The sequence below is a fragment of the Psychrobacter sp. NPDC078929 genome (assembly GCF_050267985.1).
In the GTDB taxonomy this organism is placed as follows: Bacteria; Pseudomonadota; Gammaproteobacteria; order Pseudomonadales; family Moraxellaceae; genus Psychrobacter.
The window spans coordinates 133,410-145,446 of record NZ_JBNNFX010000004.1; the positions used below are offsets into that span (position 1 = coordinate 133,410).

At 44.0% G+C, this 12,037-nt stretch carries 9 protein-coding genes; 3 read left to right on the forward strand and 6 right to left on the reverse strand.

Annotated elements, in window-relative coordinates:
* Positions 1-16 precede the first annotated feature (16 nt).
* The 3 genes from ACQKCG_RS04000 to ribA all read right to left on the reverse strand — a co-directional run bounded on the left by ACQKCG_RS04000 (position 17) and on the right by ribA (position 2,621).
* Complete coding sequence (locus tag ACQKCG_RS04000) at positions 17-493, reverse strand: c-type cytochrome (protein WP_134292367.1); 477 nt, start codon at positions 491-493, stop codon at positions 17-19.
* Positions 494-880: 387 nt separating this feature from the next.
* Complete coding sequence (hemF, locus tag ACQKCG_RS04005) at positions 881-1,885, reverse strand: oxygen-dependent coproporphyrinogen oxidase (protein WP_134292368.1); 1,005 nt, start codon at positions 1,883-1,885, stop codon at positions 881-883.
* Positions 1,886-1,892: 7 nt separating this feature from the next.
* Positions 1,893-2,621 carry a GTP cyclohydrolase II gene (gene ribA / locus ACQKCG_RS04010; RefSeq protein ID WP_134292369.1) on the reverse strand — a complete coding sequence of 243 codons (729 nt, stop codon included), beginning with the start codon at positions 2,619-2,621 and terminating at the stop codon, positions 1,893-1,895.
* A 633-nt stretch (positions 2,622-3,254) separates the two neighbouring features.
* Here ribA and dxs point away from each other — a divergent pair.
* Entirely contained in the window at positions 3,255-5,327 is a 2,073-nt protein-coding gene (gene dxs, locus ACQKCG_RS04015; RefSeq protein ID WP_134292370.1) for a 1-deoxy-D-xylulose-5-phosphate synthase, read from the forward strand.
* Between the two features lie 343 nt (positions 5,328-5,670).
* Positions 5,671-6,498, forward strand: a complete 828-nt coding sequence (locus ACQKCG_RS04020; protein WP_134292371.1) for an inositol monophosphatase family protein — start codon at positions 5,671-5,673, stop codon at positions 6,496-6,498.
* Positions 6,499-6,582: 84 nt separating this feature from the next.
* Here the strand turns inward: ACQKCG_RS04020 and ACQKCG_RS04025 are convergent, their stop codons facing one another.
* Together ACQKCG_RS04025 and ACQKCG_RS04030 are read right to left on the reverse strand one after the other, a co-directional pair.
* Positions 6,583-8,022, reverse strand: coding sequence for a WS/DGAT/MGAT family O-acyltransferase (locus ACQKCG_RS04025; protein WP_134292372.1), 1,440 nt, complete (start codon positions 8,020-8,022; stop codon positions 6,583-6,585).
* Between the two features lie 174 nt (positions 8,023-8,196).
* Positions 8,197-9,018 carry a thiazole synthase gene (locus ACQKCG_RS04030; protein ID WP_101205496.1) on the reverse strand — a complete coding sequence of 274 codons (822 nt, stop codon included), beginning with the start codon at positions 9,016-9,018 and terminating at the stop codon, positions 8,197-8,199.
* 326 nt (positions 9,019-9,344) lie between these two features.
* On the opposite strand from ACQKCG_RS04030, the gene gspE reads away from it, so the two are divergent.
* A complete protein-coding gene (gspE, locus tag ACQKCG_RS04035) occupies positions 9,345-10,898 on the forward strand; it encodes a type II secretion system ATPase GspE (RefSeq protein ID WP_134292373.1) in 1,554 nt (517 codons plus the stop codon).
* A 170-nt stretch (positions 10,899-11,068) separates the two neighbouring features.
* On the opposite strand, the gene ACQKCG_RS04040 is transcribed toward gspE, so the two are convergent.
* Positions 11,069-11,797: a DUF4442 domain-containing protein gene (locus ACQKCG_RS04040; protein ID WP_134292374.1), complete on the reverse strand. Its 729-nt coding sequence runs from the start codon at positions 11,795-11,797 to the stop codon at positions 11,069-11,071.
* Positions 11,798-12,037 lie beyond the last annotated feature (240 nt).

The following is a 12,037-nucleotide window of genomic DNA, read 5'->3' on the forward strand; positions in this document are numbered from 1 at the left end:
CTATAAGTATAAAGGCTTATTCGTCTTTCGCTCTAAAGTCGGTATGGCATGATTTACAGCTTGCACCAACTTGTCCAAACGCAGGCTTAACATCGTCCATGCTAGTGGCGTTTTGGGCGGCGGCGTTTAGCTCAGCAGTGACTTTTTGAAAGTTTTCCGCTTCAGCACTGAATCCATCAGCATTAGACCAAACTGCTTCAGTAGCATTGCCTACTGCTTCAGGGTCTTCAAAATGACTCCAAGGCTTGGCGGCATCTTCTGCTAAGAACGCAGCTTGCTCTTTAAATACGTCCGCATCAAATGTGTCAGGTGCTTTTGCCATATCACCCATGACGCCCATTGCATCGCCCCAGTTTTTCATGGTGTCTTGACGCGCTTGCACGTCAGGGTTAGACCCTGTTGAGGTACTACAGGCCGTTAAACCCAGTGCAGCCGCCATCAAAGTAATGCTAAACAGAGATTTGAAAGATTTGTTGGTATGAACCTGTGCCATATGACTTACTCCTTTAAACTTGGCTAATAGTAAGCGCGATTGAAAACGCTCGCTTTGACTTAAAATATAGTTATACAAAATACTGCCTAAAATTCTTCTGAGCACAGTTGCTAATAAAGAACGTCTTCTATTGTAACGGTTATCTGTGCGTTGGGAATTATATAGTTGTTATATCCTCGTAATATTTTAGATAAGCATACCTTAACTTGGTTATTACTGCTTATAGTTGGTTGCGATGATCGTATAGTAGCTACACAACGTATTTTTGTACGATAACAATGTGAGAGTGGGTCGTTTGGATGGTACTGACAATAAAAAAGGCCAGCGAATAGAGGCTGACCTTTTTAATATTTTCCAAAAATATGAATGCTGTGATATTTACGAAACTTATAGTGCTAACCAATCACGTGGTTTTAGATAATAATCGGTCAACTCAAATTCAGGCGTTCCTTCAGCAGGCTCAAAGCGATAATGCCAGCTGGCAAGTGGTGGCATACTGACTAGGATGGATTCGATACGTCCATTACTCTGTAGCCCAAATAGCGTTCCACGATCGTAGACCAGATTGTATTCGACGTAGCGGCCACGGCGATAGAGCTGAAACTCGCGCTGCGCTTCAGTATAAGGCGTATTTTTACGTTGTTCAAAAATCGGCATAATGCCGTCAAGATAACCGTTGCCAACTGCTTTCATAAAGTTAAAGCAGGTCTCGAAGTCCCAGCCGCGACTCTCAGCACTGACGTCATCATAAAACAGACCACCAATACCGCGCTGCTCATCACGATGGCGTAGATGGAAATACTCATCACACCACTGTTTGAAATCAGCGTAGATATTGTCCCCAAAAGGCGCACACAAGTCATGACAAACTTGATGCCAGTGTACACAATCAGCGAGTACTGGATAGAATGGCGTTAAGTCAAAACCACCGCCAAACCACCAGATAGGAGCTTCGCCTTCCGCTTCTGCTACGAATAAACGCACATTGGCATGGCTCGTAGGCACGTTTGGATTTCTGGGATGGACAACCAGTGATACGCCCATTGCTTGAGCTTTACGTCCAGCGATATTGGGGTGACGCGCAGTCGCAGAAGCAGGGAGGTTATGTACATGAATATGGCTAAACATGACGCCTGCTTTTTCGATGACCTCGCCATCTGCCAATACGCACGACCGTCCGCCGCCGCCTTCAGGACGTTCCCAGTCATCAGGTACAAAGGTCGCATGCTCATTGTCATTAGTGCTGCCGTCACGCTCTTGTGCTTCTAGCGATTCACAGATACGTGCCTGTAAATCAACCAAAAATTCACGCACTCGCATGATGTCGTTATTGGTTGGCGTCGTCACGGACGCTACCGTTGATAAGTCCGTTTCGTTATTTGTAATACTCATAAGATATCTATTTATTCAGGTGTATGGCGGTATTAAGGTCTGTATCGAGAGAAGCATCTATATCAAGATTGATATTTTTATCAAACAAGTGGCCCATGCGATCACGTTTGGTTGCTAGATATTCCGCATTCATATCATTAACACCGACTAACAATGGCACTCGTTCGATAACATCAATACCATGTTCAGTCAGATAAGCGACTTTGTTTGGATTGTTGGTGATGAGCCTGACAGCGTCAACACCGACATGGGCAAGCATCGGACCACACATATCATAGATACGCGCATCGGCAGGCAAGCCTAACATGAGATTAGCATCCAGCGTATCATGCCCTTGATCTTGGAGGGCGTACGCACGAATCTTATTGGTCAAACCAATACCGCGGCCTTCTTGACGCAAATACAAAATCGCACCGCACCCTGACTCTTGGATGGCTTGCATGGCAGTATTGAGCTGTGGACCACAGTCACATTTCAATGAGCTAAACGCATCGCCTGTCAGACATTCAGAATGAATGCGAATGAGCGGTACTTGCTTCGCTATCGATTCGTTCTTTTGGTTCAATATCGTGTCGTTTGAGGATTGGCTAGCCATGACATCTGTCTGTTGATCGACCACAGCTAGACCAACGGTCAGCATGACATGCTCTTGACCTTCGCTATTTTCAAAGATATGAATATCAAACTCGCCGTGACGAGTGGGTAATTTGGCACTAGTGATAAATTGATATGACATTGCTGTCCTACATAAGCCTAAAGTCGTGGCGGTGAAAAGGGTGTTGTTGCTGTTCGAGATGAGGGCTGTTTGAGCCGGTTACTGTTAAAGATAACTACTGTTTTCGAAATAAATATTAGTTGAGATGAGCATATCATCTAAACTTTACTGCTAAGACTGAGATGATACCAGTATAACCTGTTCATAAAGACAGCGTACTCATTGTATTTTTTATAAAAACACACAAAGTTCACAGACGACGCACGATGATTAAAGCGACAATTAAAAAAAAATGCTATTATGCCATACTATTTTGACGGATACAGTGACAAGTCTTTACCCTTACATTACTATGTCGTCACTAACATCCGCTATTGATGCAAAATAATAGGGCATAATGTCATCCCTCAGTCGTCAATAGTATAAAAGCATCAATATTTTGATATCAAAACGTTGGTATTGACGCGCAGTCTATTGAGCTAGCGTGTCTACTGTCGTAAGTAGCGCAGCTATACAAATACGAAAGTTGCATGAATAATTATATGGTCGATTACATCAATAATGATGTAGGTATTATTGACGTCTTTTGATTATAGTCAACGCTATATTTTAAAGACACGTCTTGTCAGCAGATTGGTAGGTATCGTACGGTTTATGCAGCAGTCACCTCATTCTCCAAAGTCTCAGTCCCTATCTACATCAGTGCTGGATTCTGCTGCTCAGTTATCGAGCTTACAGCAGACCTATACTGTGATTCCACGTGTGCGTCCTCATACGCCATTGCTTGATGCAATTGATACACCCGCTGACCTCAGCACGCTTTCGACTGCCAAGCTTATTACGCTGGCTGATGAATTGCGCCTTTTTCTATTATATTCAGCTGGTCAGAGTGGTGGGCATTTTGGTGCCAATTTGGGCGTGGTTGAGCTGACTATAGTATTGCACTATTTGTTAGATACGCCGCAAGACCAAATCGTCTGGGACGTGGGTCATCAAGCCTATGCTCATAAAGTGCTGACAGGTCGCCGTGAGCAGCTAGGTACTATCAGATCTAAAGACGGTTTGACAGCGTTCCCTGAGCGCGCAGAGTCTGTCTATGATACATTTGGCGTTGGTCATTCATCGACCTCTATTTCAGCTGGTCTGGGCATGAGCCTTGCCCTGCGTTATCAAGGCCGCGAGCAAACGGTTGCTTGCGTCATCGGCGATGGTGCAATGACAGGCGGTATGGCATTTGAAGCCATGAATGATGCAGTACAGCAAGATGCTGATTTGCTGGTCATTCTAAACGATAATGATATGTCGATATCTTGCTCTATTGGCGGATTTTCACGACATTTAGCGATGCTTTGGGAATCAGGTTATCAAGTTGATATCTCTGAGTTAGGTGAGCCAGTACTCTGCCACCGTCCTGATATGCAGGCGTTCGATCGCCGCAAGCGTCATAAAGAGATGCGTGATGTTCCGCAGCTAGAAGATAACTTATTCAAAGCGATTGGTTTTACCTATTTTGGTCCATTTGATGGGCATAATATCCCTGAGCTACAGCGCGTACTGTCACTGGCGAAGCAAGTAAAAGGCCCAGTATTGGTACATATCTATACCACTAAGGGTAAAGGGTTTGCACCAGCAGAATTAGATCCAGTGGGCTATCACGCAATTAGTAAGTTGCCAGTCGAAAATCATAAAGAGCATGAAGCGTCTAAAGCTAACTCTATAGAGCAGCTAAAAAAACAACCAAGTACAAAGCCAGCGTTAAAATATTCGCAAGTGTTTGGCCAGTTCTTATGTGATAAAGCGGCTGAAGACGATAAGCTACTAGCTGTCACCCCTGCTATGGAAGAAGGCTCAGGGATGACGGACTTTGCTCGTCACTTTCCACAGCGTTTCTTTGATGTGGCCATCGCTGAGCAACATGCTGTCACGCTAGCGGCTGGAATGGCAACTCAAGGCGTCAAACCTATTGTCGCAATTTACTCGACGTTCTTGCAGCGTGGATATGATCAGCTGATTCATGACGTGGCTTTACAGAATCTCGATGTAATGTTTGCCATAGATCGAGCGGGCCTAGTCGGTGAAGACGGTGCCACGCATGCTGGCGTGTTTGATTTCGGATTCTTGCGTTGTGTGCCTAATATAGTGATTGCAGCGCCAAAAGATGAGAACGAATGCTACCATTTGCTCAATACTTGCTATGAGTATCCAGGTTGCACGGCGGTACGTTATCCGCGTGGTACAGGCACAGGTGCTGATATTGAGCAGCCAGCCCAAACTTATAAAGTTGGCGAAGCAGTTGTCGAGTCAGTATTAGGTAAAACTGATGCGCCTTACAAATTGGCGCTATTGGCCTTTGGTACGATGGTAGCCACTGCTCAGCAAGCCGCAGAAAGCTTAATAAATAACGATGCAGTGTTAGATTGCCAAATACAGGTGGTCAATATGCGCTGGGTAAAACCGCTAGATACAGCCATGCTTAAGATGTTATTAGCGCAAAGGGTCACTCATATAGCAACCCTAGAAGAGCACATGATTATGGGCGGCGCGGGTAGTGCAGTGAATGAATATTTACTCAATGAGTCGGCAGCCTTTAAGCAAAGTCGTCCAGCTATTGCTAATATCGGTATTCCTGATCGTTTTATCGCTCATGGCTCCCAAGCAGAACAATTGGCTGACTGTGGTTTAGATGTCGAAGGCGTAATTAAACAGCTTAAAATTCTTTTATCGTAAGCATTACAATATTATTTTAAGAAATTAATGCACTAAAAATGTGTTAATTAAAACCGATATAAGCTCCTTAAACAGAGCAGACGCCTGCTAGCCGTAGGTGCTAACTTTTTTACAACTTGCGCAGTTTAGATGATCGCCAAGGTACCGGCTTGATCAGCGTGACGGTTTTTTCGTTTTTATCGAACAATTTTAGTATAATGCGGGTGTCTTTTATAAGTTTTCGTTTATAAGAGACACGTTTTTAATCGCATAGATGTGGTGTGATGCGGCGGCTGTTTGGCATGTTGTGGGCACAAAGTTAGTGTTATTTTTTATATTCATTCATCAAGCAAATAGGTTATTTATGGAACCCATGGTAGTCATCGCAGCGCGTACTGCTGAAAAAGTTGGTAAAGAGATTTTATATGCGCATCAAAACCGCCACAAAATCGAGTTAGATATTGAGTCTAAAGGACTTGATGGTCTGGTTACCCGCATTGATCGCTTTAGCGAAGAGCTCACTATTGAGACGCTAAAAGCCAGCTATCCTAATCATTCATTTTTGGGTGAAGAGTTTGGTATGCAAGAAGGCCGCGGCGAAGATGCTGACTGGTGCTGGATTATCGATCCACTAGACGGCACTAAGAACTTCGTTCATGGTGTACCGCAGTTCTGCGTATCTATCGCTGTACAGCATAAAGGTGTTACCCAACATGGTGTGGTCTATGATCCAGTACGTGATGAGATGTTCTCAGCGAGCCGTGGTAAAGGCGCGCGTTTAAACCAACGCCGTATCAATGTCAGTGAGCGTAAAACAATTGACGGTGGTTTATTTACCACCGGTCATCCGCTTGAGCGTAAACGCAATGGTGAAGTCATCTCTTATGCCAAGCAGCACTTTGAAAGTTTACAAAAAATCTCTGAAGAAGGCGGTCAAGTTCGTCGCTTAGGTTCAGCTGCGCTTGATTTGTGCTATGTTGCCGCTGGTCGTTTTGACGGTTATTTTGAGATGTCTATCAAGCCTTGGGACATCGCTGCGGGCGAGCTTATCGTAACTGAAGCACGCGGTGTGGTGGTTGATCACACTGGCGCGCACAACTCTATGACATCAGGCTCTATCTTCGCTTGTAATGTGAAATTGCTTAAGCCATTGATGCAAACAGTTGTACCAATTTGGGGTGACGCAATCTAAACGTTAACCTTAATGGTATTAACGTTTAGCGCCTAGATATAGTTAATATCTAGATTGAGTATGAATGAAAAAAAGCTGGTTCCGTTATGGAGCCAGCTTTTTTGTTTTATTATTACCCTGATTGCCTGCTTTATCTTCGACGGTAATACCTTTGAATGCTAACTCTTTACTGGTAGTTTCTAGCAGCTGCAACTCTTCTTCTATCAGCATCAGCATATCTTGTACGCGAGGCAGCGCCTTGCTACAAGCGGTGATACCAAATTCAATCTTATCTAAATAACTGGCTAAGGTGATATTCATCGCTTGACCATTAAAGACAATAGAAGCGGGATATAACGATTGCAGACGTGCGCCATTCCAGTACAGTGGTTTTTCAGAGCCAGGGACGTTAGAGATAATCAGGTTAAATGCTTGCTTTCTAGGAAACAGTCCTGTCGCCAAATTAATGCCTTGCCACGCGTATGAGACAATACTGTAGTTAATGACCTGCGCTTGGTTCATGCGGCGAAAGCGACGTTTGCCGTTATTCATACTACGGTGAATAAGCTCTATCCTGCGCAGTGGATTGTCCAAATGCGTACCCAAGTTTGCCAATACAAATGACAGTTGGTTGCCCGAGATACTGTTGTCTGTACGCAGGGACATCGGTACAAAAGCAATCAAGGGTTTGCTTGGTAACGCATCCATTGATATTAGATAACGACGAATAGCACCTGCACAGACCGCCAGTACCACATCGTTCCTGCTAATTTTGAGCCTCTCAGCAATATCGTTAAACCGTTTTATATCATAAGACTGTGCGGCTATACGCCGTGAGGCTGATATACGTTTATTCAAGATACTCATTGGGGCGTCAAAAGTACCGACGTACCCTTCATCACCGTAGTTTTTCACATTATCTAGCAGTTCTGTAAATACAGGTTTGATGGTAGATATCTGCTCTTTTATGATGCCTCTGATAGATCGTTCGGCAGGTAATATAGCGTTTACTTGGTTGCGATGGCGCGCCATCAACGACCAGACAGGGAGAGTAACTGGTTCGGCTGGCGATTGTGATAAGGATTTTTGAACCAAACGCATTGCTGCGATGCCATCAACCAAAGAATGATGAATCTTAAAATACCATGCAAAACGTTCAGGTCCACCTTCGACTTCTGGCTGGATACCTTCGATGACATGACACTCCCACAAAGGCATGGCACGATCTAATAAACGCCCATGTTCTCTTGAGACGTACATCAATAGTTCACGTACGCGTCCAGGACTTGGTAGCGCGACATGATGCAAATGATGCTCAACATCAAAGTCTTTGTCTTTTTTCCAAAAGGCTAAATGCTCAAGTACTTGATTAAAAGGAAAGCTAGGCGGCACATCAGACTCTTGCATTTGTTTTACCAATTGATAGACAAAATCGCTATCCGCATTGTCTGGTAATTCAAATACAAACAGTCCACCAACGTGCATGGGCTGTTTACGCGACTCAAGAAGTAGAAACAACTGGTCGACTGCTGTGAGAAGTCGCATAATAAATCCTTTTATGACGATAAGTGTTATGTGAAAATTATAATAAGTAGATATTCAATCAAATAACATTTTTTATTATTTTAGAGAGCGTGTTAAGCAATCAACCATAGCACTGACAGCACTATACGTAAATACTCAACATGCTCTATTATGATATGTCATCTATACTTCAATTTATTGGAAGAAATACCCAGTTTGTGGTGAGCTGGCAGTAGCCATCTTACGCATAGGCATACGACCTGCCAAAAACGCAGCGCGGCCTGCCCACATAGCATGTTTCATTGCGTGTGCCATCATTACCGGGTTTTGTGCATTGGCAATGGCTGAGTTCATCAGTACGCCATCACAGCCAAGCTCCATTGCAAGTGCAGCATCAGACGCAGTGCCGACACCAGCGTCAACCAATACGGGTACTTTAGCGTTTTCGATTATCAAGCTAAGCGTATGACGATTGAGTAGACCAAGCCCTGAACCAATCAAGCTGCCAAGCGGCATAATAGCGACACAGCCCATGCTTTCTAATTCTTGTGCAACGATAGGGTCATCTGACGTATAAACCATCACTTCAAAACCATCATCGATTAATACTTTGGCGGCTTTTAAAGTTTCCATAACGTTTGGATATAAGGTTTTCTCATCACCCAATACCTCAAGCTTAACCAAATTATGCCCACCCAATAACTCGCGAGCAAGCTTACAAGTGCGAATGGCTGTTTCGGCGTCAAAGCAGCCAGCAGTATTCGGTAATATTGTATATTTATCAGGTGAAATCACATCTAATAAGTTAGGTTCATCACTATTTTGTCCAATATTGACACGGCGAATAGCAACGGTCACGATTTCGGCTGCTGAAGCGGCAATAGCTTCTCCAGTCTCTGTCATGTCTTTATACTTGCCAGTACCAACCAGCAGACGCGAAGAAAAGGTACGGCTACCGACAGTAAAGGTATCTTGTAAAAGTGGTGTTGGATGAGTAGTGCTAACGTTCTCTGACATAATGGAAAATCCTAATATCGAGCGGGAGAAGGGACAGACAAAATATGATGGGTAATTTAAGTAATCTAAAAGGTGTAATAGACAATGGCAAGCGGTCTGCAAAAAAAGGCATGATATGCTAACTCTGATAGTAATAATATGTGCTGGGCGATAGGTATAAAGCGCCAGTCACATAAAATAATACCCGTCTAAAACAAAATGCTATTATAACAAACTCATGCAACCTTACTGGCAGTCTTTTTTGATTCGAACTGTTAAGGACAAGGCATCCATCATGTCTTGGCGTGCGTACTTCTTATCCTCTCCTCACCTATTGGGCCGTCTTTATGATGCAGTTGCCATACAGCTTTGCGAAACGCCATCAGATTTTGGCCATACTTGCGATAGACCCTGAATTGCCGCCAACATTGGTACTCACCAAAGCGACTCCGTTGTCAGCGATCAACGAAGCGGTACGGTTTTTACAGCAGCAAGGTGTTCGCGGTGTACCCACTTACGAAAGTGTTAGCGCAGATGATTTTGAAAAACGTATGAACGCAGCTTATGCTGGCAATACAGGAGAGTCTCAGCATATTGCTGCTGGACTTGAGGACCATCCTGATCTCGATAGCTTGGCAGATAGCGTTCCTGAAACTGAAGACTTGATGGATCAACAGGATGATGCGCCTATCATTCGTTTGATCAACGCCTTGTTGTCCGAAGCCATTCGCTTAAGTGCTTCAGACATTCATATTGAGACTTTTGAAAAGCGTTTGGTCGTCCGTTTCCGAGTCGATGGTGAGCTAAAAGAAATCATCACACCAAAACGACAACTGGCTCCATTGTTAGTCTCGCGTATTAAGGTAATGGCTAAGTTAGATATCGCCGAAAAGCGAGTGCCGCAAGATGGTCGTATCAGTTTAAGACTGGCAGGGCGAGAGGTCGATGTGCGTGTATCGACTTTGCCATCGAGCTTTGGCGAGCGCGTGGTGATGCGTTTATTAGACAAGCAAGCTGGTCGTTTGAATATGACGTATTTGGGGTTGTCTGATAATGACTATACTGAGCTAAAACGCTTAATCCATCGTCCGCATGGCATTATTTTGGTGACAGGGCCGACTGGCTCGGGTAAAACTACCACGCTCTATTCGGCGCTGACTGATCTGAACGATCAAACCCGTAATATCTTGACTGCTGAAGACCCGATTGAGTTTCAGCTCGATGGTATTGGACAAACGCAGGTCAACAATAAAGTAGACATGACATTTGCTAAAAGTTTGCGTGCAATGCTTCGTCAAGATCCTGATGTGGTGATGGTTGGTGAAATTCGTGATTTAGAGACAGCAGAGATTGCCGTACAGGCGTCTTTGACAGGGCATTTGGTACTATCGACGCTGCATACTAATACTGCTATCGGCGCGGTCACTCGCTTACAGGACATGGGTGTTGAGCCGTTTCTGTTGTCGTCGTCACTTATTGGCGTAGTAGCGCAGCGTTTGGTACGTACCTTGTGTTCACATTGTCAAAGCTGGCAGGCTGCCGATACCGAGCAAGCCAAGCTATTTACCGAAATTGGTATTGGGTCAACGCTGAAGAGTAATGCCAAAGATATAGCAAGTGAGTCGATTCGTTTGCCCAAGCCAGTTGGCTGCGATAAATGTAATCAGTCAGGGTTTAAAGGCCGTACCGCCATCTATGAAGTCGTGCCAATCGACGATACATTGCGCCGTATGATTCATAGCAATACGGCTGAGTATGAGCTGGAAGAGTATGCTCGCCAGCAAACACCATCTATTCGTGCAGATGGTTTGCGTAAGGTCATAGAAGGGCGTACGACATTGGAAGAAGTGCTACGAGTGACGAAAGAGAGCGCATTAACGGACGAGACAATACTGGTATAAATTTGCAGACTCGATATCGGTATAACAGACAAAAAATAACTGGCGTGAATAGCCAGTTATTTTAGTTTTAATATTTTTATAATGGGTTTGTTGGCTACCAATATGCTAGATGCGCTAAAAAAGTAAATAGCGCATCGTATTGGACTTAACCAGTTATTCGCTACCACTAGTTACTTAGGAGCATCACTCTCATTTTCAGTAGATGATGCATCGCTTTCTTCGATTGGTGCCTCGGTTTCAGTGTCATCTTCTGCAACTTTTTCAGACGCTTTACCTTGGCGGCGTGCCTCTAGTTCCGCTTTTGGTATCCATGCCCACGTCATCTCAACCACAATTGGATCGCGGTCACTATCAGACTCACGATCTTTGATGACACAAGGGATAATCATCTCACCTTTTGGCGTGTTTAGGATATCCAAACGCTGTTCATCAGACAAGCTTGCAATAGCAGCAATTTGACCTTTTTTGATCGGACGATGGAAATTTACCGAGTAAGATTTAATCAGTAGGATACGATCAGAGGGCAAGTTTAAACCCAAAATAAACCCCGTTGCCGTCTCAGCCAGTAATGTGATGGCGACTGCATGAATAGAGCCGATATGGTTTTGGACGGCTTTATTATTATTTAAACTAACAACGACTTGGTTTGGTTCTACCGTCTCATAGTAAATACCAGTTGTGCCGACATAGGGAACGACCTTGCCAAAAGCTTTAGATAAAATACTTGAGCGTGCACCAGCAGGCAGATATTTGGTGACGGATAACAGTTTGGTAAATTGATTGCTAATTGGTTTTAGCGTGCTACTGGGTTTTTCAACTGAAGATTTTGTGCTGTCAGATACTTTGGCTGGCAGTTTATTGGTCAACTTGGCGGGTAGTTTTTTTAATAATCCTGACATACAAAATTCCTTAACGTAAATGAGTTGAATGACATTCTTAGCATGGCTTTTTATGATAGCGACACAAGTATAGGTTATGAAAGTCGCTACAAATACTATGGTACATCAACCATTGCCTTCCTACTATTATTAGCATGAACTGCTGCGCTTACAAAACAATAGTAGCGTGGCTATGTTGCTAGGTTATGTCATCAGTTTAGATCGCCACTTAAAGCAGCCTAGTCATCTTATCTATCAGCA